This is a genomic window from Bartonella sp. AP3QHHD (genome assembly GCF_042195765.1).
In the GTDB taxonomy this organism is placed as follows: domain Bacteria; phylum Pseudomonadota; class Alphaproteobacteria; order Rhizobiales; family Rhizobiaceae; genus Bartonella.
Map to the genome: position 1 here is coordinate 95,392 of NZ_JBHIPC010000089.1, position 23,696 is coordinate 119,087.

Annotated in this window: 18 protein-coding genes and 2 pseudogenes; 13 read left to right on the forward strand and 7 right to left on the reverse strand. The window is 35.0% G+C overall.

Features of this window, described 5'->3' with window-relative positions; genetic code table 11:
• Window positions 1–202: 202 nt before the first annotated feature.
• Window positions 203–649: a nucleoside deaminase gene (locus ACFIL7_RS07895; protein WP_375632851.1), complete on the reverse strand. Its 447-nt coding sequence runs from the start codon at window positions 647–649 to the stop codon at window positions 203–205.
• A 270-nt stretch (window positions 650–919) separates the two neighbouring features.
• Between ACFIL7_RS07895 and ACFIL7_RS07900 the strand changes: the two genes are divergently transcribed.
• The 8 genes from ACFIL7_RS07900 to lpxK all read left to right on the forward strand — a co-directional run bounded on the left by ACFIL7_RS07900 (window position 920) and on the right by lpxK (window position 11,184).
• Entirely contained in the window at window positions 920–2,320 is a 1,401-nt protein-coding gene (locus ACFIL7_RS07900; protein WP_375634688.1) for a pseudouridine synthase, read from the forward strand.
• On the forward strand, window positions 2,301–2,867 hold the full coding sequence (gene rsmD / locus ACFIL7_RS07905; RefSeq protein WP_375618629.1) for a 16S rRNA (guanine(966)-N(2))-methyltransferase RsmD: 567 nt from the start codon (window positions 2,301–2,303) through the stop codon (window positions 2,865–2,867). Before ACFIL7_RS07900 ends, rsmD begins: the two co-directional genes overlap by 20 nt.
• Window positions 2,868–3,409: 542 nt before the next feature.
• A complete protein-coding gene (locus ACFIL7_RS07910; RefSeq protein WP_375632855.1) occupies window positions 3,410–3,859 on the forward strand; it encodes a hypothetical protein in 450 nt (149 codons plus the stop codon).
• A 1,201-nt stretch (window positions 3,860–5,060) separates the two neighbouring features.
• Complete coding sequence (locus ACFIL7_RS07915) at window positions 5,061–6,392, forward strand: TldD/PmbA family protein (protein WP_375612375.1); 1,332 nt, start codon at window positions 5,061–5,063, stop codon at window positions 6,390–6,392.
• Window positions 6,379–7,185 carry a 3'(2'),5'-bisphosphate nucleotidase CysQ gene (locus tag ACFIL7_RS07920; RefSeq protein WP_375632857.1) on the forward strand — a complete coding sequence of 269 codons (807 nt, stop codon included), beginning with the start codon at window positions 6,379–6,381 and terminating at the stop codon, window positions 7,183–7,185. Before ACFIL7_RS07915 ends, ACFIL7_RS07920 begins: the two co-directional genes overlap by 14 nt.
• Window positions 7,186–7,231: 46 nt before the next feature.
• The gene (locus ACFIL7_RS07925; RefSeq protein ID WP_375618600.1) at window positions 7,232–7,477 is read left to right on the forward strand and encodes a DUF4170 domain-containing protein; all 246 of its coding nucleotides are present in this window, start codon (window positions 7,232–7,234) and stop codon (window positions 7,475–7,477) included.
• A gap of 1,354 nt (window positions 7,478–8,831) precedes the next feature.
• Window positions 8,832–10,154 carry a lipid IV(A) 3-deoxy-D-manno-octulosonic acid transferase gene (gene waaA, locus ACFIL7_RS07930; protein WP_375632859.1) on the forward strand — a complete coding sequence of 441 codons (1,323 nt, stop codon included), beginning with the start codon at window positions 8,832–8,834 and terminating at the stop codon, window positions 10,152–10,154.
• Entirely contained in the window at window positions 10,144–11,184 is a 1,041-nt protein-coding gene (lpxK, locus tag ACFIL7_RS07935) for a tetraacyldisaccharide 4'-kinase (protein WP_375618602.1), read from the forward strand. Before waaA ends, lpxK begins: the two co-directional genes overlap by 11 nt.
• Window positions 11,185–11,203: 19 nt before the next feature.
• Here lpxK and ACFIL7_RS07940 read toward each other — a convergent pair whose 3' ends face one another.
• Both ACFIL7_RS07940 and mutL read right to left on the reverse strand, forming a co-directional pair.
• Complete coding sequence (locus ACFIL7_RS07940) at window positions 11,204–11,440, reverse strand: DUF2093 domain-containing protein (protein WP_375608064.1); 237 nt, start codon at window positions 11,438–11,440, stop codon at window positions 11,204–11,206.
• A 109-nt stretch (window positions 11,441–11,549) separates the two neighbouring features.
• Window positions 11,550–13,403 (reverse strand): DNA mismatch repair endonuclease MutL, encoded by a 1,854-nt coding sequence (gene mutL / locus ACFIL7_RS07945; protein WP_375634686.1) that lies wholly within the window; start codon window positions 13,401–13,403, stop codon window positions 11,550–11,552.
• Between the two features lie 239 nt (window positions 13,404–13,642).
• Between mutL and ACFIL7_RS07950 the strand changes: the two genes are divergently transcribed.
• Window positions 13,643–14,731 (forward strand): 2'-deoxycytidine 5'-triphosphate deaminase, encoded by a 1,089-nt coding sequence (locus tag ACFIL7_RS07950; protein WP_375612382.1) that lies wholly within the window; start codon window positions 13,643–13,645, stop codon window positions 14,729–14,731.
• 1,120 nt (window positions 14,732–15,851) lie between these two features.
• Window positions 15,852–17,003 carry an FMN-dependent L-lactate dehydrogenase LldD gene (lldD, locus tag ACFIL7_RS07955; protein WP_375629719.1) on the forward strand — a complete coding sequence of 384 codons (1,152 nt, stop codon included), beginning with the start codon at window positions 15,852–15,854 and terminating at the stop codon, window positions 17,001–17,003.
• Window positions 17,004–18,174: 1,171 nt separating this feature from the next.
• On the opposite strand, the gene ACFIL7_RS07960 is transcribed toward lldD, so the two are convergent.
• Window positions 18,175–18,300: a hypothetical protein gene (locus ACFIL7_RS07960; RefSeq protein ID WP_375612384.1), complete on the reverse strand. Its 126-nt coding sequence runs from the start codon at window positions 18,298–18,300 to the stop codon at window positions 18,175–18,177.
• Between the two features lie 341 nt (window positions 18,301–18,641).
• Between ACFIL7_RS07960 and ACFIL7_RS07965 the strand changes: the two genes are divergently transcribed.
• Window positions 18,642–18,971: a hypothetical protein gene (locus tag ACFIL7_RS07965; RefSeq protein ID WP_375632869.1), complete on the forward strand. Its 330-nt coding sequence runs from the start codon at window positions 18,642–18,644 to the stop codon at window positions 18,969–18,971.
• Between the two features lie 1,611 nt (window positions 18,972–20,582).
• On the opposite strand, the gene ACFIL7_RS07970 is transcribed toward ACFIL7_RS07965, so the two are convergent.
• From ACFIL7_RS07970 to ACFIL7_RS07980, 3 genes are read right to left on the reverse strand one after another with little or no spacing between them, the layout of a single operon-like run.
• Window positions 20,583–20,798 (reverse strand): hypothetical protein, encoded by a 216-nt coding sequence (locus ACFIL7_RS07970; RefSeq protein ID WP_375632871.1) that lies wholly within the window; start codon window positions 20,796–20,798, stop codon window positions 20,583–20,585.
• On the reverse strand, window positions 20,731–20,958 hold the full coding sequence (locus ACFIL7_RS07975) for a hypothetical protein (RefSeq protein WP_375618608.1): 228 nt from the start codon (window positions 20,956–20,958) through the stop codon (window positions 20,731–20,733). The genes ACFIL7_RS07970 and ACFIL7_RS07975 overlap by 68 nt, the downstream gene beginning before the upstream one ends.
• On the reverse strand, window positions 20,955–21,617 hold the full coding sequence (locus tag ACFIL7_RS07980; protein ID WP_375632873.1) for a lysozyme: 663 nt from the start codon (window positions 21,615–21,617) through the stop codon (window positions 20,955–20,957). Before ACFIL7_RS07980 ends, ACFIL7_RS07975 begins: the two co-directional genes overlap by 4 nt.
• Before the next feature lie 1,021 nt (window positions 21,618–22,638).
• Between ACFIL7_RS07980 and ACFIL7_RS07985 the strand changes: the two are divergent.
• Together ACFIL7_RS07985 and ACFIL7_RS07990 are read left to right on the forward strand one after the other, a co-directional pair.
• A pseudogene (locus ACFIL7_RS07985) lies at window positions 22,639–22,839 on the forward strand (helix-turn-helix transcriptional regulator).
• A 263-nt stretch (window positions 22,840–23,102) separates the two neighbouring features.
• Window positions 23,103–23,696: pseudogene (locus ACFIL7_RS07990) on the forward strand (tyrosine-type recombinase/integrase); the annotation flags it as partial.

A 23,696-nucleotide genomic window follows, 5' to 3' on the forward strand; every position in this document is an offset into this window, starting at 1 on the left:
GGACTTTATATTTTATATACAAAATAATGAATTATTCTTTTGAATGAATGTATCATCTAATAGAAACAATATGCAGAATTAAAAGAGAGAAAAAATGCTTCGAAATAGCTTTTGCTATATATATATATCAGAAGAATTAACAGTCTTTTTTGAGAAGTAGGATAGTTTTTAAAGAGTGAAAGTTATGGAAGAAGAATTATTTTTAGTATCGCTTTTGTACAAAAAAGTCTTTAAGTAATTGAGCTGCTTCTTTTTCCTTGAAACCAGAATAAATTTCAGGTTTGTGATGGCAGGTTGTTTGCTGATAAAAACGTGGGCCATTTTCTATAGCACCTCCTTTGGGATCATTTGTTGCATAATAGAGACGTCGTATGCGTGCAAATGAAATGGCAGCGGCACACATAGCACAAGGTTCAAGTGTTACATAAAGATCGCAATCAGGAAGCCTTTCGCTTTGCAATGTTTCACAAGCCATACGGATTGCGCGTATTTCTGCGTGTCCTGTAGGGTCATATGCAGATTTTATAAAGTTACCAGCGCGTGCAATGATAGCTTTTCCACGTGTAATGATAGCACCTACGGGAACTTCATCTTTTTTTGCAGCCTCTTGCGCTTCTAAAAGGGCTATTTCCATGGGCGTCAAGGTCATAATATTCTTTCTACTGAAGGTATAGAAAATCTAAAGGTTATCTCGATAAGGAATGCTATGGAATGAATAATTTATTACGCTTTTATAATGAAAAGAATACCTCTATTTTTTTTAAGAGTTTAAAACAAACTTGCAAGTTGGCAGATACATTATTGTCGTTAAAGGATAGAAAATGATAAATGATTATGCTACTTCATTTTTCAGGATAAGCGGTATGGTGCATGTGAATAATTTTCTGAACATACTTGCAAAGATTGGTTTGAAACGCAAATGAATGAAAATAATGAGAGTGAACGAATTGCTAAAAGATTAGCGCGTGCTGGTATTGCTTCGCGTCGAGATGCAGAAATGATGATTGTTGCAGGTCGTATTTCTGTGAATGGTAAAGTCGTGACAACGCCTGCTTTTAATGTTAGCCGCTCTGATGTTATTATAGTTGATGGCAAACCTTTACCTCCTATAGAACGAACGCGTTTATGGCTTTACCATAAGCCAGCAGGTCTTGTCACCACGAACCGTGATCCTGAAGGCAGACCTACAGTATTTAGTAATTTACCAAAAGGAATGCCGCGTGTTCTTTCTGTTGGAAGGCTTGACATTAATACGGAAGGGCTTTTGCTTTTAACCAATGATGGTGGCTTAGCGCGTGTATTAGAGCTTCCTGTAACGGGGTGGGTCCGCAAATATCGCGTCCGTGCTCATGGAAGAGTAAAACAGAGTGCGCTGGATAACCTTAAAAATGGTATTGCAATTAATGGTATTTTTTATGGTTCGATTGAAGCATCAATTGAACGCGAACAAGGGTCGAATGTATGGCTTTCTGTCGCTTTGCGAGAAGGAAAAAATCGTGAAATAAAGAATGTTTTAGGGGCATTGGGATTATCAGTTAATCGATTAATACGTGTATCTTATGGTCCATTTCATCTCTCTGATTTAGAAGAAGGAGCCGTGCAAGAGTTAAAAGGGCGGATGTTACGAGATCAGTTGGGTGAGCGTTTAATTATGCAAGCCAATGCAGATTTTGATGCTCCTATTCTTAAGCCATTTTCAAATTCTGCAGTTGTTGCAGAAAAGCAAAGCCAGAAAGATCTTTCTGTTGCAAATGATGGTTGGGTTTTCTCAAGTGAAAGGGCGATACGACGCCGACCAAGAGATGGTTCTGTTGAACATAGTCGCGCACGATTAAGTACAAAGTCTCATGAGAATGTAAAGAAGGAGAAAAGTGAAGAAGGAAAAGCAGAGCGTTTTCTATCGCGTTCTCGCCGTGCTAATGTTTGGATGGCTCCTGGTGCACGTCCGCAAAGTGCACGTAGAAAGCCTTCCTATAGTGAGGAGAAATCGCATGATCATAAGAGCGATTTGGATGGTAGAAAATCATTTCATCGAGGCAAGGAAAAACTAAAAGAAAATCCGTCATACAAAGAGAAGAGGGAAAGGTTTGTTCAAAAACATGGCAAAATATCTTACGACGAGACGCATCCCTTTGGTAAGAAAGATCGCTTTTTAAAGGATAAAGAGAAAATGATAAAAGGTGGTCATGATGAGCATTCTTTTGAGAGAAAGAAAAAGGTAAAATCGTTTGGTGGTGCTATGAAAAAATCTAAACCACATAGGGACGGTGCAAAAACTTCGAAGCGATTTGGAGGTCCACGTGCGGATCATAGGCGGTAAATTTGCTGGGCGTGTTTTGTTTTCGCCTGTTAATCAGTCGATTCGCCCAACGAGTGATCGTACACGTGAAAGCCTTTTTAATATTCTTTCTAGCCGTGAAGAACAATTTTGGACCAATAAACGCATTCTTGATCTTTTTGCTGGGACTGGTGCTTTAGGCATCGAAGCACTTTCACGTGGAGCAAAGGCTGCTGTTTTTGTTGAAAACTCGGTTGAGGGGCGTGGGGTAATTCAAAAAAATATCGAAGCCTTTGAATTACAGTCAATAGGGCGGATTTTGCGTCGAGATGCAACCAAACTTGGTAATATTGGAACAATGCTGCCATTTGATGTTATCTGCGCTGATCCTCCCTATAGCCATTGTTTAGGTGAACGTGCTTTTGTAGAAGCTTTGCGAGGAGGGTGGGCAAAAGCTGATACACTCTTCATACTTGAAGAAAAGAAAGATACAATGATTCATTTACCTGACGTCTTTTATCTAGATGATGAGCGTTTTTATGGTGAAACAGCAATACGTCTCTATAAATTACGATCGCTTACATCTTGAGAAAGTTCTTGTGTTTATCCGATAGGATGAAAAAATGCTTTTACACAGTTTTCTTCATTTTATATGGTTTTTAAAAGGTTAAGCAGAAAATCAATAAAAGATTCTAATGTTAAAGGAATTGATGAATTTTTATTAGCTTTACTATAGAAGGATGTTTTTTCTCCAATAGGATATATATTCCTCGATAATAGTTATGATCTTTTTTGTCTAATTTTTTCTGCTATACCTTAATCATCACATTTCATCAGCAGTTGAAAGCTTTAAGCTATGCAGTCTGCATTTATATCTTATATGATGCGTAACGTCTATTTTTGTTATTGTATAAATTTAAAAAAGATATTTTGTTTAGTATTGAAAATATTGTTCATTTATCCTGAATATTTGTGTGTTTAGTTTAGTAGTATCCCTTGTTGATTTAATCATTACATATTAAGTAAATCTGAGAGTATTAAGTATCTTATCGTTGTGCAGCTTTAAGGATACTTTTTTATATTATTCTTTATCACTAAAGATAAGGAATTTGTAAAAAAGGGGAGATTATCATGTTTAAATGGATATATAGTGAAGAGATTAGCACAGAAGCAAGTGCTGAGCAAATTTGGGCTATATGGGAGGACGTAGCAAAATGGCCTTCTTGGGATCACGAACTTGAGTGGGTAGAACTTTTTGGTGCTTTTAAAGTAGGAGCTGTAGGCCAAATGAAACCTAAAAAAGGACCTACAGTAACTTTTACACTTGATAAAGTTATAAAAAATGTTTGTTTTTCTGATTATGCTAAACTTCCTTTTACACGTATGAGTTTTAATCATGAATATATTTGTTCAACAAAATCTGGTTCTTCCAATAACAAAATTCGTCATACTGTAATTATGTATGGCTTACTTGCTCCTTTCTTTGGAGTGATTATTGGATCAAAAATTAAGTTATATCTTCGCGATGCAATGATTGAAATGAGTAGACGTGCTCTTACTGAAAACAAAAGCATCTTGTAAGGGGGTGCATTTATAAAGAAGTTAATACCTTAAAAAAGGTGCAGAAATCTTAGCCTTGTTAGAATGAAATTAGTTATGAGTATATAGCAAATTGATGAGCTATGATTTGGTTTTAGTTAGCTGTTGAAATCGTGTCAAAGCATCTTACGGGATTAATTTTGCGCTAAAAATCTTATGAAATTCATTGAATTTTTTTTATATATAAAAGCTTATAAGATGCTCTCTTCATTGAAAATGAGAAAGTTTCAGAAGTTCATTACTTCTCTATGATGTAGGTCCATATCGTCATAATATTTTCCTGTTTCTAATGTTGCAATATTTTTTGCATTTAAAACCTTCATAAGAGGCATTTTGATTTCTTCTTAAATAGGTTTCATTCATATGCCCCTTATTCATGATATGCTCGCAAATAGTTGTGATTGACTCAACATGAATAGGTTCGAAACAAAGAGAATTTTATGCTATTAGGCTTTTTTATACAAATTACAAAACAATAAATTATAAGTATAAATCAAACTGTTAATTTTATTGAAAGATTACAAGATAATTTCTTGATTACTTTTAAATATAAAAAATGAGTTCTTTATGATATTACGTCCATTAGGGTAAAGAAGTTTATGACTGCTCATTTTGTTGAAACCATAATGGAAGGAAATATTTTTTACTCTGTTTAAGTTTTATTTCATTTACAAGAGTGCCGTCTCATTATGAGAGAGTTTATAGAAGCAAAGAAGTGTATACAAATATAAGGCATTTTCTTGATTCTTTCTTGGAAATTAAAGAATGCTATAGGAAAGATATGAGGTAAGTTTTTTACTACCCAGAGGAAGGAAGACCTGTGATTTAGATCATTTTATACTTTTCGAATTTTTGAGGACTTTGGCTTAAATTCAAGTGTTATTGCTAAGACTTTTGTTAATTGCCAATTGTTCTGTTGATTTGATTGTCAGTGGAGATTTGGCTCCTAAAATGATAAGGGCCCATGAGAAATCTTGAAACTAAAGAGATTTTACGGCATATACGGCATATTACGTCTTTTCATAAAGAAGCTAAAAGGAAAATGATTTAATGCATTAAAAGAAAAAGAATGCATGAATGTGCATAATCTTATGAATCAATACACAAGAGTTATATTTTGATTTGTATAAATTTGTCAGAATGCTTATCAATGTAAATAATAAAATATTTTAGGGAGTCTATAATGACTGATAAAAACCAGATTGAGAAAGCTGTTTCGCTGGTTGAAGCAGCAAAGCGTTCTGGGGCAGATGCTGCTGATGCTGTTATTGTTCATGCTCATTCTACCAGTGTATCAGTTCGTTTTGGGAAAGTCGAATCGACAGAAGCAGCAGAGAGCAATGATTTTACTCTAAGGGTTTTTGTTGGAAAAAAAGTAGCAAGTGTTTCTGCTAATTTAGGATCTTATCCGCAAGAACTTGCGGAACGTGCTGTTGCGATGGCTAAAGCTTCTCCCGATAGTTTATTTGAAGGTTTGGCAGATAAAGAGTGTTTGGTTAAGTATCCTAAAGATCTTGATCTTTTTGATGATTTTGTACCCAGCAGTCATTTTTTAACAGAAGATGCTTTAAAAACGGAGGCAGCAGCTCTTGATGTTAAAGGTGTAAGCAATTCTGGTGGCGCTGCAACAGCTTATGGCCGTAGTGGGTTTATTCTTGTGACCAGCGATGGTTTTTGTGGAGCCTATCGCTCAAGTTGTTTTTCACGTTCTTGTAGTGCTCTTGCAGGTGAAGGAACACAGATGGAGCGGGATTATGATTATACAACAGCCTTACATTTTTCTGATTTAGAGGCAGCAGAAACTGTGGGAAAGAATGCAGGGCTTGGTGCTGTTCGACGTTTGGGGGCAGTTCGTGCGGCGACTGGGAGCGTTGATGTTATTTTTAATCCGCGTACGGCTCGTGGAATTGCAGGGCATATCGCATCTATGGTCAATGGAGCCTCTGTGGCTCGAAAAACGAGTCTTTTACAGAATTTCCTAGGCAAGGAAGTGATGAAGCCTAATGTTAATGTAACCGATCAACCTTTGCGATTACGTGGAAATGCTTCTCATCCTTTTGATGGAGAAGGGGTAGAGGGGCAAACACTCAATATTATTGAAAATGGTATTTTAAAAAATTGGCTTCTTTCATCATCTACAGCACGTGAATTGGGACTTAAAACAAATGGACACGGTATGCGTTCGGCATCATTAGTGCAGCCGACCAGTACAAATTTTGCTATTGAACCGGGTTTAGTATCGCCTTGCGATATGATAAAAGATTTGCGAAATGGATTTTATGTGACCGAATTATTCGGTCATGGCATTGATTTTATTACTGGTCAGTATAGTCGTGGAGCTTCCGGTTTTTGGATTGAAAATGGTGAAATTGCTTATCCGGTAAGTGAAGTAACGCTAGGTTCTGATTTGCTTCATATGTTAGCACATTTAACACCTGCCAATGATATTGATCGGCGTTATAGTACAGCTGCTCCAACATTGTTAATTGAAGGGATGACACTTGCAGGAAAATAACACGCATCATTCTTCTGATTTAAATCTTTTGCGTGACATTTGTCGAGAGGCAGGAGATTTAGCAATGCGGTATTTTGGATGCACGTTGGATGTCTGGATTAAAGAAGGTAATTCCCCGGTTAGTGAAGCAGATTTTGCTATTGATCATTTCTTGAAAGAGAGGCTTCTTGGAGCTCGTCCAAATTATGGATGGATTTCAGAAGAAACAAAAGATAATCGAGAAAAACAAGATTATTATGAGCGCTCTTTTGTTGTTGATCCTATTGATGGAACGCGTGGTTTTCTTTCTGGCAATCCTTATTGGTGTATTTCGGTTGCCATTATTGAGAATGGGCGTCCTATTGTGGGCGTTCTACAATGTCCGGCTCAAGGAGATGTTTATACAGCTGTAACGGGTGGAGGGGCAACATTAAATGGGATAAAACTTCCTCGTTTAGCCTTTGAGGTTCATCGAAAATATAAAATTTCACTTGATAAATCGCTCGCACAAAAATTACCAGATGATTTTCTCAATCAAGTCAGTCTTTATCATTATCTTCCTTCTCTTGCTTATCGTATTGTTCTTGTTGCTCAAGATGAAATTGATATCGTATTAGTTCGTCCAAATTGTCATGAATGGGATATTGCCGCTGCTGATCTTATTTTGCAGGAGTGTGGAGGGTGTTTTTTATCGCTTGATGCCCCTTTACTATCTTATGGAATTGAACCTTACCAGTATGGACTTTTAATTGCTGGTAAAAATAATTGCTGTCAAGATATGATAGATGTTGTTCGTCAAACAAAGTTAGTTTAATCACGTAAAAGCGCGCTAAAATAATCTAAATGATATGGAGGCACATATGACTGAAACCAAAGGAAAAAAACAATATTTACATCTTGTATTTGGTGGGGAATTAAAAAATCTTAACAGTAATCAATTTAAGAATCCTGATGATTTAGATGTGGTTGGTATTTTCTCAGATTATCAATCCGCTCAAGAAGCATGGCAGGCAAAAGCACAAAGCAGTGTAGATAATGCATTACAACGTTATTACATTGTAGATTTGCATCAGTTTCTTGATGCTGAGTTAGGCGATGCAGAATAAAGCTTGAATATTTGGTTATTATAACCTGTAGATTGCTTCATGCTTTTGTTTAGTCGTCCTTTTCATAGGTACGTTCTTCGGGTAAAATAGAATGCCGTAAAAAAGAATATGCTTGTTGTTTAAAATTCATATATTTTTTAAGAAACATCTCCCAAAGCACCCAAGCCCATTTCATAATAGTGTCCGTGCAAGGTATAAAATCCATTATTGCACCACCATCTTTACGCTTAATAAAAATGCAAGACAGTTTCTATCAACCTATTTACAACAGCAATATTATCATGACAGCTATCACTCGAAGTTTATGATTATATTGTGAATAGTCACTCTGCTTTTGAATGGGGTATGAGACACTAATGCGTTAAGATTAATAAAAAGAGTAGCATTATTAATGATAGCAATTATTACTCTGTTGAGATTATTAGCACTCGTTACTTATCTATTGGAATTTTTTCAACGAGTTATTACTATAAGCTTAGAAACCATGAAAGTCGTTAGAAACTTTACCAAAATTAGAAACTTAAAGAAACTAAATAGATTTATGAAGTTAACTTACCTCATAAGGGTTTCTTGAGTACTCATTTAAAACTACAATCTATAAGTTAACCATTTTGTGTTGATTATATACAATCTTAAAAGGAATAATATATCATTGCGACCTCCTGAAAAGAGAGGATTTAAAATTTTGAAAACTCTTATTTAAATTGCTTTAAGACTTTTAAGAAATTCTCTATTAAACAAGATTAGATTTTTCTGGATTACCTTTAAGAGATTATATCACAATTTAAAATGAGAACTCTATACTATTCAAAAGTTTTTTAAGATTAGTTTGACATATTCATTTTATTGAAATGAAATAATAGAGATTGATCTTTCTTTTAAACACATTTTATTTATTGTATTTATATTAGGTTGTAATGTCTATATGGGTTATTTTTTGAAAAATTGACAATACCTAACATATGTAAAAATAAGCTTTTTCTCTAAAATACCAACGTGCAAAATTCAAAGTCTCATTAAAATCAAGTGAGTTGAAAAAATTGATACAATCTATGTCATAGGTTTATCATTTATATTTTAAAAATTATAATCGACTGAAATGTAGTTTTGTTATTTTTGAGTAAGATTTTTTATAGGGTGCAGAATGAAGTGATAAAATCGATATAAGTTACAAAATTTAATTAAAAGAGATTTAAATAATGTGTATATGTATTGAATTTTCTCATGGATTAAGCTTTTTTTATTTAAGATATGGATGATATTAAAAAATATGGATGCAACCAATAGAGTTGATGAATTTTTTAACAAAATAAGTATATAGATATCTTAAAATAGCTGGATGAGGTGATTTTAAATGGTAGAATTAAAGGCACATACGGCTCTTTTAAGCTATCGGATGATTGGTTTTTGCTTATGTCCTGTTATTCCTTTTTATTTGTTCTTTCGTGCTATTCGTGGAAAAGAAGAGTGGTGTCGCAAAAAAGAGCGTTTAGGTAAAAGTTCTCATATACGCCCCCAAGGTTCGTTAGTTTGGTTGCATGCAGCAAGTGTTGGAGAAACACTTGCACTTGTTCCACTTATAAATTATATTTTATCATTGGAAATCAATGTATTAATGACAACTGGGACGGTGACATCTTCTACTCTTGTGAAAAAATATTTTGGTAATAGGTTGATTCATCAATATGCTCCTTTGGATTTAGATTTTGCAGTGCGCCGTTTTATTCGTCATTGGAAGCCTGATCTCGTCTTAATTTGTGAATCAGAAATTTGGCCTCTTCGTATTAAAGAACTTGCAAAAATGCGTATTCCGCAGATTTTGGTTAATGCCCATATGTCTGAACGTTCTTTTAAAGCTTGGCAAAAACGACGTATTCTTGCCAAACATATTTTTAAGGATATTGATTTGGCGATTGGTCAAAATGAAAGAGATGTAGCTTATTACCATACACTTGGCGTAAAATCTGTTACGTTTTCTGGTAATCTCAAGGCTGATGTTTTTCTGGTTGAAAATCAAGAATTGCTTGCACGTTATCGTAATGCTATCGGCAATCGCCCAGTTTGGGCAGCTGTTTCAACGCATGAAGGGGAAGAGGAGATTGCTTTTGAGGTCCATAAAATTGTTAAAAATTATTTGCCAGATTTATTAACAATTATTGTACCTCGTCATCCTGAACGTTCAGAAGATCTTATCAGAAAATGCGATAATAAGGGGTTAAGTTTTATTCGTAGGAGTAGAGACGCTGTTCCAAACATGAATACCGATATTTTATGGGGAGATACCATTGGAGAAATGGGACTTTTTCTTCGCTTATCGAAAGTTTCTTTCGTTGGTAAATCGTTATGTGGAAATGGTGGACACAATCCATTGGAATTGGCTTTGCTTGGTTCCGCTATTTTGACAGGGCCTCATGTTTCAAATTTTCAAGAGATGTTCAAACAATTTCTAACGCATGATGCAGCATATATGGTTCAAGATACAAAACAGCTTGCTATTCAGGTGTATAAGCTTTTAACAAATGAAACATTGCGGCAAGAAATGGTTGATAAGGCTCATGAAGTGGCGACAGGTATGGCAGGTGCATTTGAGCGCACATTAAAGATTTTAGATCCATTTTTACAACCCCTTGTAATACAAACAGGTTTACGTCAGCGTCAGGGTAGATATGCATATTAGCGCCCCTCGTTTTTGGTGGAAAAATAAAAGCTTTTTGCGTTTTGTGTTAGCTCCAGTTTCATGGGGGTATGGTTATTTTTCAAGTCGTTTTATGACAAGACAGCCTCCCGTGATTGATCTGCCAGTTTTGTGTATTGGAAATTTTACATGTGGCGGTGCGGGTAAAACGCCGGTTGTTATTGCTTTTACAAAAGTGGCTAAAGAACTTGGTTTCGTACCTGGTATTGTATCTCGTGGTTATGGTGGATCAGTTAAAGGGGTACATCTTGTAAATGAAAAATATGATACTCCATATAGTGTTGGAGATGAGGCACTTTTACTTGCACGGCATGCTTTTGTAGCTGTATCACCTAATCGTTATGCAGCGGCACAACGGCTTAAACAAGAGGGATGTAATCTTATTTTAATGGATGACGGATTTCAAAGTCGCCGTCTTTATATGGATTATGCGTTACTCGTTGTTGATGCGATGCGCGGTTTTGGTAATGGAGCTGTCTTTCCAGCAGGACCTTTGCGCGTACCATTAAAAACGCAGTTTTCTTTTATGGATAGTGTTTTATTGATTGGTCACTCCGATGCGCCTGATAATGTCGCTTTTCTTGTTTCGCGTACTGGAAAGCCTTTATATCGTGCTCATCTTAAAGCCAGTGCCTCTGATGAGGTTTCAGGAAAATCATTTTTGGCATTTGCTGGTATTGGCAATCCAGATAAATTTTTTAAATCTATTAAAGAATTGTCTGGTCATGTGGTGCAAACTTACATATATCCAGACCACTATTTTTTCACAGATAAAAATTTAAAAAGCCTTATACAAAAGGCTAAAATGCACAATTTATGGCTAGCAACAACAGCTAAAGATTATACCCGTATACAGACAATTCACATGCAAAAAGATTTGAAAAATCTTATTATCTTTGATGTGAATGTCGATTTTGTTCAAAAAGACTTCTGTCGTATGGTCCTTGAAGAGGTCATGACCCGCTTTAGAAAACGTTCCCTTGAATTTTCTTGTCTAAAAGGCAAAAGCTAAATTTATAGCTTTCGAGGGGTTATTTTTCTTTTGTTTTTAACAATTGCTTGAGATATGGGTTGCACTCAAGTTCGCGCTGATAGGAGATTTCACAACTAGCATATGCTTCTTGGCGGTGATGATTCCAATATTTTAAATCATCTATAGGGATTTTTTGCCCGCTAACAGCACAAATGGTATAGGTACCATATTCTATAATGTCATATCCGTTATTAGAATAATGAATTTTTGCTTCGCGTTCACCATTGGGAAACATTATAACTCCTTCTTACTTGATACAAGAGATTCAAGAAAAGTGCCATAAAATGTATTATAAAGTCGAGAGTTAATTTTAAAATATTTTTCTTGTAAAAATGATGCAGGGCTTATTTTCTGCCAAAAAGCCGTTCTATATCTGCCAATTTGAGTTCAATATAAGTAGGGCGTCCATGATTACATGTACTTGTATTAGGTATTGCCTCCATTTGTCGTAATAGTGTGTTCATTTCTTCGGGGCGTAAAAGGCGCCCTGACCGTATTGAGCCGTGACAGGCCATCGTTGCTGCAACATAATCAAGCATTGCTTTTAAATTATTTGTTGTATCATACTCAGCGGCCTCATCTGCGAGATCTTTAATAAGGGCTTGGACGTTGATCTTTCCTAACATGGAAGGTGTTTCACGCACAACAATTGCTCCTGGTCCAAATGGTTCTATTCCTAATCCAAATTTTTGCAAAGCATCTTTATGCGTTAAAAGGCATGTTGCATCCTCTTCAGAGAGTTCTACAATTTCAGGAATAAGTAATAACTGTGAAGGAAGTGGTTTGGAATAAAGTGCATTTTTGAGTGCTTCATAAACCAATCGTTCGTGAGCTGCATGCTGATCGACAATGATCAAACTATCTTGTGTTTGGGCGATAATATAGTTTTTATGGATTTGTGCTCTGGCCGCTCCTAATGGATAAGATAACTCTTCTGATGAAGATGTCGTGCTTGGAATGTATGCATCCCCACTTGGTGTATTTAAGCCCTCCATAATAGGAGCGGCATCTTCTTTTAAATCAAAAGAGTGAGTACTATCCAATGGTTTTTGGACCATTGAAGCGCTGGTAAAATGATGAGGTTGTGAACTGTAAGAAGAGAACTGGTGAGTGTTCTTAAAACTGACTAATGGTTGTTGTGCCAATGATTGTTGTGTTTGAAATGCAGCAAGCATTGCTTCAGAACGGGTTGAAGTAGGACGAATACCAGATTGTTGCAATGCTTCACGAATAGCTCCAACAATCAAACCACGAATTAATCCTGGATCACGGAATCGTACATCAGCTTTGGCTGGGTGAACATTAACATCTACCTCAGCAGGTGGGAGGTCAATAAAAAGAATAGCGACAGGATAACGATCTCGTGTCATGACATCAGCATAAGCGCCTCGGATAGCGCCCCATAGAAATTTATCACGCACGGGACGTCCATTAACATAAGCAAATTGATGAAGGCTGTTATTTCGGTTGAAAGATGGCAAACAGGCAAAACCTGTTAAGCGCACCGCTTCGCGTTCAGCATTCAGCGCAATGCTATTAGGGGCGAATTCTTTTCCCATAATCTGCGTAATACGTTGTAATTGTCCTTGAATATTATTTTCTGTAGCAGACAATTCCATAGATGTTCTGTCTAGTCCTGAAAGAGAAAAGCGGATATGTGGAAATGCGATAGCAATTCGCTTAATCATATCGCTAATAGCATTTGTTTCAGCCCGATCAGTTTTCATAAATTTTAATCGTGCCGGCGTGACAAAGAAAAGATCACGAACTTCAACAATTGTTCCAAGATTCGCAGCAGCTGGTTTGGGTCCTACAATTTTTCCTGCAGTAACGGAAATTTCAGCAGCGCTCTCAGCATCTTTTGTTCGTGAAATGAGTTTAAGTTTAGCAACAGAACCAATAGAGGGGAGGGCTTCTCCTCTAAATCCAAGGAAGCAGATATTGTGTACGTCATCGGTAATCTTTGAGGTACAATGGCGAGAAACTGCTAAAGTTAATTGATCTGCAGGAATTCCATAACCATTATCACTCACCTTTATAAAATTTTTTCCACCATTTGCTGTAATAATTTCAATGCGTGTTGCACCAGCATCAATAGCGTTTTCAACAAGTTCTTTGACAACATTTGCTGGTCGTTCAATAACTTCACCGGCGGCGATTTGATTAATAATATTTTCGCTAAGATGGCGTATAATCATAATAAATTCTAACAGGAAACTTAAGGGTTCTATAGAAAATTATGATAACATCATTTGCGCGACATTCAAGAATAAGAGAGCATGAGAGGTATTATTTTTACAATACCTCCTATTTTATTTTATGTTAACAAGTCGGTTGGAAAAAACATAAAAATAGTTTTTATCACTTTAAAATAGCTTGCACCAATTTATCATCTAGGTCAAAAAAAGAAACAATGTAAAAAGGGAAGGCAATATATATGGCGCGTATAAGCGGTATTTTAGCAGATAGTGATATACAAGCTTTGATTGAGAATAACTTTCTCAAGGCTCAGTATCCATTTGATAGATCTCAAATACAACCAGCAAGTCTTGATCTTCGTTTAGGGGAGAAAGCTTATCGTATACGTGCTTCTTTTATGCCGGGACCTGATACAAAAGTTTTGGATAAGCTTGAACGGTTAAAGTTGCATGAGTTTGATTTACGAGACGGAGCCGTTTTGGAAACGGGGTGTGTTTATATTGTTCCTCTTTTGGAAAGTTTAGCTTTACCAGAATTCTTATCTGCTGTTGCCAATCCCAAAAGTTCTACAGGACGATTAGATATTTTTACACGTGTCATTACGGATAATGCTCAGGAATTTGATAAAATTTGTGCTGGTTATCATGGTCCACTTTATTTGGAAATTAGTCCACGCACATTTCCAATTTTGGTGCATACAGGCTCACATTTATCACAGCTTCGGTTTAGAAAAGGGCAAAGTTATTTAAATGAAATAGAGTTGCACACTTTGCAAAGGCAAGAAACACTGATATCGGATGATTTTCCTAATATTAGTGTTGGTGGTATTGGTCTTTCCATTAATTTAAAGGGAGACGAAAACGGGCTTATAGGTTATCGTGGTAAACATCATACAAGTGTTATTGATATTGATAAACGTGCCGTTGCCCACGTTTTAGATTTTTGGGAACCTCTTTTTGATCGTGGTCAAAGGGAGTTGGTTCTTGATCCTGATGAATTTTACATTTTAGTTTCACGAGAGTCTGTTCATGTGCCGCCGCTTTATGCCGCAGAAATGACACCTTTTGATCCTTTAGTTGGCGAGTTTAGGGTGCATTATGCAGGCTTTTTTGATCCAGGATTTGGGCATAAGGAGGCGGGTGGAAAAGGAGCAAGAGCGGTTTTAGAAGTGCGGAGCCATGAAGTTCCTTTTATCTTAGAGCATGGTCAAATTATTGGCCGTTTGGTCTATGAGCATATGCTTAATCGACCATCAACCCTTTATGGACATGATGTTGGATCACATTATCAAGCACAGGGTTTAAAGTTGTCCAAGCATTTTAAATGAGTTGGGAACCACGAATTTTGATAACATGTATGCAGAAAGCGTATTTTAGATAAAAAAAATTTTGTGCTTCGCAAAACCGGCGTCATGCATTCTATTTTTAATTTCCAAGGTTATTTCATCTCTTGCATTTGAGAGGGTATGAGAGGCATTTTTACTTCTTTTTTCAAGAGGTTCTATCTATACGAACTCCCTTTATGATGTGCAAAAGAATAGTTTTGATTATTTCATCATGACAAAATTTACTATATTCAATATGTTATTCATATTTATTATTATAATAAATCAATAGGTTAATAAAATTCAATATAACAGTAGCTACTCACTTTTCAAAGTAAATATGCGAGATTGGATGCTGCAATTGACTCAATTTTTCTAGAGTGTAATAACCAGTATATTTTATTCCGTATAAAAATTATCCTTAAGAGTTAATAAATAAGTTTTCACTCCAGTTTAGTAACAATTATTTTCAATAAACATTGTTCTAATTTTAGTAACTCATTTATAGCCTCAAGATATAATATTGCTAGAAAATTATTCAATTAAATATGAAGATTTTCTATTGGTATGAACATTAAAAGTTTTTATGCTTTATGTGAATTAGGCACTATGCATGAATAAGTAACAGATCTTAGTTTTGAATATTGATATAAGAAGATTTCTGCATGTATGCGACAGCTTTATTTCCAGTATTAATAAAGGATTTTTTCATCTTTTGGGGGAGATTATGGTTTATACTTAATGACACTCTATATTCTTAATAACTGATAATGTAAGGACCTTTAGAGGGAGAAGCAACTTTAAATTATAACTAATTAAGCTACGGAGCAATCGCTTTTGAAGAGGGATTGCTTTAAAGAGAGTATAACATTTTAATTGCACATGAAGAATATATGAGTAGATACGTTATTAATGATACTTCATACTGTGAGATTTTAAATTTGGATAGGAGAAATAAAGACATTGTTTTTATCAATTAGTTTTTTTAGAAAGTTGCAATCTCTGTTGCTTCTATCTATTCAATAGAGCGTTTTGGGAGAATATCGAGTAGGAAGGTACACGGATTCGCTTTTATGCGTTTTAGGATATCTTCTCTTTTTATTTAGGAACAATGGTGCCATCAATGATTATTTCTTCAACACTTGATTATCGTAAGGCAGCAAAGCGTCGTCTTCCTCCTTTTCTTTTTCACTATATTGATGGTGGGGCTTATGCTGAAGAAACGATGCGACGTAACTGTAAAGATCTTCAAGCTCTTGCACTGCGTCAAAGGATTCTAAGGCAAGTTGGTGAAGTTGATCTTTCAATCAAGCTTTTTGATCAGACACTTGATTTACCGATTGTACTTGCGCCTGTTGGGCTAACGGGCATGTATGCACGTCGTGGAGAGGTAAAAGCAGCGCGTGCCGCAGCGGCAAAAGGGATTCCTTTTACTCTATCCTCTGTTTCAGTTTGTCCCATTGCGGAAGTGCAAGAAGCGATTGGAGGTGCATTTTGGTTTCAACTTTATGTTCTCAAAGATCGCGGTTTCATGCGTGATGCACTAGAACGGGCTTGGTTAGCTGGTGTACGCACGTTGGTTTTTACAGTTGATATGCCAGTTCCTGGTGCACGTTATCGTGATGCGCATTCGGGGATGTCTGGTCCTTATGCTGGTTTACGTCGTTTTTTACAAGCTTTGACTCATCCATATTGGGCTTGGAACGTTGGTGTTATGGGGCGCCCTCATGATCTTGGAAATGTCTCTGCTTATCTTAAAAAGAAAATTGTATTGGATGATTACGTTGGTTGGATTGGTGCAAATTTTGATCCATCAATTGGTTGGCATGATCTACAATGGATTCGCGATTTTTGGAAAGGAAAAATGATTTTGAAAGGTATTCTTGATCCAGAAGATGCACGAGAAGCAGTAAAATTTGGTGCGGATGGTATTGTTGTTTCTAATCACGGCGGACGTCAGCTTGATGGTGTATTATCAACAACACGAGCGTTGCCTGCAATTGCGGATGCTGTAGAGGATCATTTGACTATTTTAGCGGACTCAGGTGTTCGTTCTGGTCTTGATGTTGTACGCATGATAGCACAAGGTGCGGATGCTGTTATGATTGGCCGTGCTTTTGTTTATGCGCTTGCAGCAGCAGGTAAGAAAGGTGTTATGCATCTCCTTGATCTTTTTGCCAATGAAATGCGGGTAGCTATGACACTGACCGGTACTCAGACAATCAAAGATATTACACGCAAGAGTTTAGTAAATATAGATGTTTTTAAGCAATGAAAGCAATATGTTATACTGCTTTCAGAAAAAGAAAGTCTTTTTATAGAGGAGCATAATTATATATTTTACAAATATGTTGACAGTTAAATTTAAATAGAAAAGATCAAAAAGCTCCTCTATAAAAATACAGAAAATACTCAGTAACTAAAATAATACTCCGTAAATACAATAATAATTAACGCAAAAATCTTAATAATAATAAACACAAAAAAAACACTAATAACATTGCATACATCTTTTACTTACTTTATTAAAAGCTCATTCTACGGATAAAAAGGAACAAGCGCTGATATTAAAGGTAAAACAACTGTTGATATAGAAAAAATAGCTATAAATAATGCTGTGAGCATTTTTCCCTCCTATATATAAAAATATAATATGTTAATTAATTCTTTCCCACATTAGCATAAAACGTAAATTTATAAGCTTCATTTAGTTTTATTTTAATATAGAATAATATTAATTATGATATATAAATAAAATTATTAAAAATGTCAATATGTATTTATTAAAAGCTATAATTATAATAAAAAATGGATCTAATAAATAATATTCCTATAATCTATATATTATTTATATTAATTTTATTTGGTAATATATTATATGGATATGATATTTTTTTATGGAGTACATTTTTAAGCAATGAAAAAAATACCCATACAATCTTTAAAAAAGCTCGTTTACTGAGAGCAAGACTGCGTGAATTAATGTGCTTTTCTTTCTTATTTCCTTGCATCCTCAATGAGTTATGATGTTTTTGAACTGGCGAACATATTAGGAAGCAGTTGAATATTTTTTGTATAGTATGTCATTGCTAACACTGTTTATGCTTTCTCTATTGATTGCATAATTTATTAAAGATCCAGTTCGTTTTTATTGCAGATGGTGATGGTAGGGGGACTAATGATACAAATTGGCATAGAATGTTTTGTTCCATAAGCGATTTAACAATTGCATCTCCAAGCTTCTCCTTTGATACTATGCTCTTCACAGACAACAACAGATTGGTGAGATTGGCATAACTCTAGCACTGATCTATTATCTCAAAGTTGAATTGTTGGCACACTTGTAAGCGTTGGGATAACTTCATGTTTTTTGAAGCTCTTCAGCAACATCAAGACAAATCTGAACAGTTTCTTCGGTAGCAAGTAGGAGAACATCTTTTCCTTTTTTAAACAGAAGTTTTGCTGATATCAATTTTTGAAGCATTTTTATGAATATTCATAACAGCACGCTTTCCTAAACCTATATAAATGGGTACAAGATTACTCAGAGTAGAAAGAATTACAGTTTCCATTTGATCGAATTTCTACTCGTAAGTAATTGGATAATATTTACTTTATCGCTGAATAAAAAAGAAAAGTTTTTCTCTCTTTAAACAGAAGATGGATTGTCATCTAGTCAATAGGGATAGTTTGCGAGAAATTTGTTTGATGCAAAACGACTTAATATTGCAGTTACTTTGTATCATTTGAAGCTGTGAAAAGAAGGCTAAGATAGATGAAAGAATGTAAAAAATGATGGATACATTTTAAGATAAAAAATTATAATTTTGTTAATTCTACACCAGTTGCTGCCGATATTGGTGGCAAAAGAAATTTGATCAAAAAATATCAAAATTATTTGAGAACATTCCTCATGGCATGTAGATTAAACCTTTTTGTTGGTATGGGTGAGATTTTCTTTGAGCAGAAATTGATTCTATCCCCTGAAATCAGCAATAATCTCTCAGGTTATGTCGTAAACTTTTTAGGGATGTTACAACGCCACTATTGTCCTTTTATGAAAAAATTAGCATTTCAGATGAGCAGTTGTGAGGAATTTCAACGTTTAATACAGCAAGATCCAGAAACTCTCACGGATTTAGAACGGGCTTCAAGATTTTTATATTTACAGCGATTAAGTTTTAGAGGGAATGTAAATCGTACGATGAGAGTAGAAAACCATCGTAGCGCGCGGGGGGCTTAAGCCTTTCCAATTTGAATGCGTGCTAAAACTTATTTTCCACTGTTTAGCAGGTGTTAGCATTGAACATTTAGACTAGTCTGATTTTATTGTGCGTTATGATCGCCTAAAAATCTTGTTTTATCTTTCACCACTTTAATTGTGGTTTTGAAGGTTATTAAAGAAAGGATTTTTATAAGCGGGAGGATTATCAGCCGATGTCTAAGCTGCTTGCATAATAAGAGGGAGTTTTTTGTCTTTAAACAATATGCTAGAAATTCAAAAAACTTTAGTTAACTTTATAAAAGAGGTTACACTATCTTATACAGACTGCTCTGCAAATAACACAATTGCTGGTAAGGAATGGGGCATCACCAATTTTGATTTCTAAAAAAGAAACAATACGTATTAAATAGTCTTTAACTTTGCAGACTTTTTGAGAATCCTTTCAGAATCTTTTGAAAAAAGTGAACTGATAGAAGATATTTCTATCAAAATATAAAAACAGTACGATATGTAGGCAATCTGGGCTTTAGAAACAAGAATCAAAGCGTATAAAGATGCATAGAAGTGAGATTGAGACATATCATTTTTATGATTCAATAAAAAATAAAAATTAAAGAAAAAATTTTATATCAAAAATTTAAGGTGGTTTAAAAGGTGGACGGGCAATGCATGGAAGGATGAGCGAGAAGGTAAATTAGGGGAGAGCGATTTATAGATTATCAGTATCTTTGTAAAAGTATCTTCTCAAGATAAATATTGTGATGAAATAGATTGTAGTTGAATGTTCGAAAAGATAATACGCACTCTTAACTTTTCCGTTATACACATCACAATAAAAGCCGTGAAAAGCACGGTCTTATTACAAACTTTCTCTAAAAGCAGTACATGAGTTTGCAAGATATTACAGTAATATTTTAAAAGAAGGATTTTATTTCAGGAAAAAATTATCTTAAAATAGTAAAGCAATATTCTTCAAGAAATTGCTAGGCGACTTTTGAAAGTAAAAAAGCTAAGTTAAAAAATAAAAGCAAAAATGGTTGTTGGTTTTCTCAACTGGAGTTGCATGTCATTTCCCACATAGGGAATTTACCTATAGAAAAATTAACAGCCAAGATCATTCACAATGTTTTCCCGCCACTTTAGCATGAAAAAGCAGATATAGTGCGAAAGTATTTGCCTTATCGTCAACATCATTATTATAATTAGGAAGCTGAAACAACATCATTTACAAATCACATAAAAGCCTTACCATTATTCATTATATAGCTCCGTAGATTGCTTTTCTTCAAGCATGCCAGCCCCTAGATGTTATTTTTGTTGAAAACAGAACCTTTGTGTATGATCAGTTCTTTGAACGACGATAGTAGTGCAATCCATAAAATCTTTTCTCATCTTCTTTTGATAGGATAACAAAGATGTCCTTAGAATACATCAATAGACTCAATCATTTTACACAAACATAATCTGTTGAATCCTTTAGTTTCAATTCAGACATCTCAGTCATTCTAATTAAATCTAATCGACCACCAGAGTGTTTTAATCCTTTAAGTGCTTTTACTTTTAATCTGAATGTATCCACCTCTTTCAAATCTTTTCATTGATTGATGTTTCAGAGGAATTATATTTTTATCACTTTATTTTCCGTTTATCTCTCCAACCACATAAACGTTCACCTTGTTTGTTATGTTTTAAAATATCTCTCGCCAAATTTGAACTAATGACATTGATATCTTGTCGATTCAAATAAATTGGAAGCCATCCAATACAAGAAGTTCGTTCATTCGTCGCGCAACCAGCTAGAAAGCTTAGTGCGCACATCAGCATCACTTTTCTTATTAATTTCATTTTCTACCTCAAGCCGTGTTGTCGCTATCTTGAAATCTTCTTTTGTTTGCTTTTGCTTCTCAACTTTTTTCCCAAGAAAAAAGGCTTTGACTAAAGCTATAAGAAAAGCTGCTATGAGCGCTGACGTCATTGTCAGATATTTTTTTATCCATAAAATCATAGGCGGTGTTCCTGAAAACGTTTAGCAATGTATATCATAGCCGTACAAGCAGCTAAAACCATAATGCCTGCTAGAACCCATTGAACAGGACCATTTCCTGCAAAAAGACCTCCAAGCCCTGAAAAAGAACCTATGATTGGTGCAAGAGCTTCTACTTTGCAAATACCTGTTACGCCTTCTGGTTCTACTACATGATAATTGGGGGCAACATGAGCTCCTTTTGCCCACAAACCTGCTTCGGTTGCTCGGCGATTGACAAGACCTTGGATACGTTTTCCTCCTACTCTTGTCCATTTTTGCAATTCGGTTGGTATCGCTTCATATTCACCTTTATTAAGCTTTTTTAAAAGTGTAGAATTGCGAAATGCTGTGATTCCTACATTATAGCAAAATGATACTAATGCCGCGAATTGTTCATCGTTTAAAGGAACGGTAACGGTTTTTTCAACAACAGCTTCATACTCCCTCAAGTCCTGACAAAGGATTTTTTCAGCTTCTTTTTCCGTAATTTGCATGTCTTTGTGGACGCTTGGGGCACCAGCAGCACTTGTATGTCCATAACCAATTGTCCAGACACCACCAGAATCTTCATAAGCTGATAAACGTAAGCCTTCCAATTGCTTAATCAATACAAGCCCTTCTTTTGATATTTTTCGCATTATTTTTACCTATAAAAAACTACACAAAGCAGGATATGAATTAAAAACTTACATCTACTCATTTTTAAGAACAGAACAGCGAAAGGGCATAATAAATTCAAAACATCCATAGTGGATTATTTTAAGATCCATATCATTTTTTTGAATAAAGATTATGCTAAATACTATTCATTTTGCAGCAATTGATCTCCATCTAAAGACAATAACTTTATAATAATTCCATTTATAATCAGATAGATTTCACTCATAAACCAGTTGATCTAGAATGATTTAGAAGAACTTTACTTCAAAAAACTTCAATAATTCCAATGACAAAAAGCACTTTTAACAAAAAATAAGAGACATAATAATTAATGAAATAATTAGGTGTTGATTTTTAAGTAATTTCAAAATTCATAAATTGCACCACAGAATTTTTTTATAAAAACAAAAAAACATTATAATTTAATATTATACATCTAAAATTTATCTTAGAATCAATAAAGCATATACATAACGTGTTATACATATTTAATAAAAAAATCTATAGTTAATTTAATTATTCTTTGTTTTTTCTCCTAATTGCTTAATTTCATTAAAAAATACCTTTATGAAGGATTTCAAATAAACTGTTACATAAAAACATAATGGATATTTCCCCTCTCTTGCAGTCTGTTTCCAAATGAAACAATATATTAGTGGAGCATATTCAATATATAGACCAATGATATTTGATAGTTTTTTTAAGAATATTGTACTGTAATAAATTTGAACAAGTAGTTCAGTTTCATATATTTTCTTTTTCATATGAAGCATTTGGTGGGGCGTTCGGGTCCAATGGTATCATCTTTGTCTGGTGTTGTATTGGCTACGTTTCCAGCAGCCTCTTAAACAAATCAATCAAGCTATTGAAATATTTTTAGAGGCAATAGCACAAGAGACACAAAAGATTTTGACAAAAGGCTGCTTGAAAATATAGGAATCTCTCTCCTCCTAGCATCCCAGCCCATTTACATAACATAAAAAATAAAAAGGCAATGAGATGATATTTGATGATGGCAATAGATATGTAATAATACGTGAGTGTGCACAGCTTTTTATTATATCCACAACAACGATTCGCCATTAGATGCTTCAGGGGGGGCCGGAGCCATATAAGCTAGGGAGAGCAGTGAGGTGGAGAAAGAAAGAGACTTTAGCATTTATTCCAGAGAAAAATACGGAGCAAATAACAACAGATTAGATAAAATCGTATAAACCCTAGAAGGTAATCTTCAAACAGATAATTAAATAAAAAATATATATATTTCAATACATTAAAACAAAAGGTGGTGCCGGATGCCGGCAAGCAGGGGCTTAGCAATAAGATTCAAAGTATATAAAGATGTGTAAGGGCGTATTGATGTCTATAGCTTTTTATGATTCAATAAAAAATTAAGTATTAAAGAAAAAATCTCAAATCAGAAATTAAAGGTGGTCTAAAAGGTGGACGAGAGGGGACGTTAAGTGAGGGCGATTCATCGGTTATCAGCATCATTCGTAAAGACGTCTCCGCAGGGTAAATATTGTGACGGGGCAGGGTTGTGGTTGAATGTTTGAAAAGACAATACACGCTCTTGGTTTTTTCGCTATACGCACCACAATAAGCGCCGTGAAATGGGACTTGGTCCTGTTACAAAACTCTCTTTAAAAGAAGCGCGTGAGCTTACAAGATATTATAGTGATATTCTTAAAGAAGGCAATGATCCTATTGTCTTTCGAGAACAGACTATTTTAAAACAGCAAAGCAATATTTTTCAAGAAATTGCAAAAGCGGCTTTTGAAAGCAAAAAAGCAGAGTTGAAAAATGAAGGTAAAAACGGCCGCTGGTTTTCTCCACTAGAGTTGCACGTGATTCCACACATAGGTAATTTACCTATAGAAAAATTAACAGCCAATATCATTCGCAATGTTCTCGCACCCCTTTGGCATGAAAAAGCAGACACAGAGCGAAAAGCACTTAACCGTATCAATATTTGTTTGAAATATGCAGCGGCTCTTGGTTTAGATGTTGATTTACAGGCTTGTATGAAAGCACGCGCTCTTTTAGGAAAACCACGT

What these genes read in the sequence shown, in the direction of transcription:
- ACFIL7_RS07915 (WP_375612375.1), top strand. Translation starts at nt 5,061, where the DNA reads ATGACTGATAAAAACCAGATTGAGAAAGCTGTTTCGCTGGTTGAAGCA.
- ACFIL7_RS07910 (WP_375632855.1), top strand. Translation starts at nt 3,410, where the DNA reads ATGTTTAAATGGATATATAGTGAAGAGATTAGCACAGAAGCAAGTGCT.
- ACFIL7_RS07965 (WP_375632869.1), top strand. Translation starts at nt 18,642, where the DNA reads ATGGCATGTAGATTAAACCTTTTTGTTGGTATGGGTGAGATTTTCTTT.
- ACFIL7_RS07975 (WP_375618608.1), bottom strand. Translation starts at nt 20,958, where the DNA reads ATGATTTTATGGATAAAAAAATATCTGACAATGACGTCAGCGCTCATA.
- mutL (WP_375634686.1), bottom strand. Translation starts at nt 13,403, where the DNA reads ATGATTATACGCCATCTTAGCGAAAATATTATTAATCAAATCGCCGCC.
- ACFIL7_RS07925 (WP_375618600.1), top strand. Translation starts at nt 7,232, where the DNA reads ATGACTGAAACCAAAGGAAAAAAACAATATTTACATCTTGTATTTGGT.
- ACFIL7_RS07900 (WP_375634688.1), top strand. Translation starts at nt 920, where the DNA reads ATGAATGAAAATAATGAGAGTGAACGAATTGCTAAAAGATTAGCGCGT.
- waaA (WP_375632859.1), top strand. Translation starts at nt 8,832, where the DNA reads ATGGTAGAATTAAAGGCACATACGGCTCTTTTAAGCTATCGGATGATT.
- ACFIL7_RS07980 (WP_375632873.1), bottom strand. Translation starts at nt 21,617, where the DNA reads ATGCGAAAAATATCAAAAGAAGGGCTTGTATTGATTAAGCAATTGGAA.
- ACFIL7_RS07940 (WP_375608064.1), bottom strand. Translation starts at nt 11,440, where the DNA reads ATGTTTCCCAATGGTGAACGCGAAGCAAAAATTCATTATTCTAATAAC.
- ACFIL7_RS07960 (WP_375612384.1), bottom strand. Translation starts at nt 18,300, where the DNA reads ATGGAAACTGTAATTCTTTCTACTCTGAGTAATCTTGTACCCATTTAT.
- ACFIL7_RS07950 (WP_375612382.1), top strand. Translation starts at nt 13,643, where the DNA reads ATGGCGCGTATAAGCGGTATTTTAGCAGATAGTGATATACAAGCTTTG.
- lldD (WP_375629719.1), top strand. Translation starts at nt 15,852, where the DNA reads ATGATTATTTCTTCAACACTTGATTATCGTAAGGCAGCAAAGCGTCGT.
- lpxK (WP_375618602.1), top strand. Translation starts at nt 10,144, where the DNA reads ATGCATATTAGCGCCCCTCGTTTTTGGTGGAAAAATAAAAGCTTTTTG.
- ACFIL7_RS07970 (WP_375632871.1), bottom strand. Translation starts at nt 20,798, where the DNA reads ATGAAATTAATAAGAAAAGTGATGCTGATGTGCGCACTAAGCTTTCTA.
- ACFIL7_RS07895 (WP_375632851.1), bottom strand. Translation starts at nt 649, where the DNA reads ATGACCTTGACGCCCATGGAAATAGCCCTTTTAGAAGCGCAAGAGGCT.